Source organism: Corynebacterium sp. HMSC058E07, assembly GCF_001809885.1.
GTDB lineage: Bacteria > Actinomycetota > Actinomycetes > Mycobacteriales > Mycobacteriaceae > Corynebacterium > Corynebacterium macclintockiae.
The window spans coordinates 1-376 of sequence record NZ_KV799270.1 but is presented as its reverse complement, the minus strand read 5'-3'; the positions used below and the strand labels follow the sequence as shown (position 1 = coordinate 376).

General features: G+C 51.3%; 1 pseudogene. It reads right to left on the bottom strand.

Features of this window, described 5'->3' with window-relative positions:
* Positions 1–157: 157 nt before the first annotated feature.
* A pseudogene (locus HMPREF2678_RS09975) lies at positions 158–376 on the bottom strand (hypothetical protein); the annotation flags it as partial.

Here is a 376-nt window from a genome sequence, read left to right as displayed (position 1 = left end):
CGGTACAATTCTGAACATCCGCACTCGGTGTTGGGCTATCTCAGCCCGGGCAGGTATGCAGAGAATTGGAAGAAAAAGCAGCAGGCAGTCGCTTAAGCCTACTGAACCTAATTCTCAGACCACCCCAGCATGGGTATCAATCCTCGGGTGATAGCGATCAAGAATTTGGTGCATAGCCGGTGTTGAGGTGTTCAAGCTGAATATATGCAGGCAGGAAACCAGTAACGGGATGATACCCAGTCGCCGTGACCCACGCTGAAACGTCGGTTATTTGGTTAGCATCGATAACCTCGCACGTGACATGTGGACCGATAGAGTTTTCGGCAAGAACCGCATTCACTGCGAGGGACAATTCCTGATTGACGGCCACTCTGTC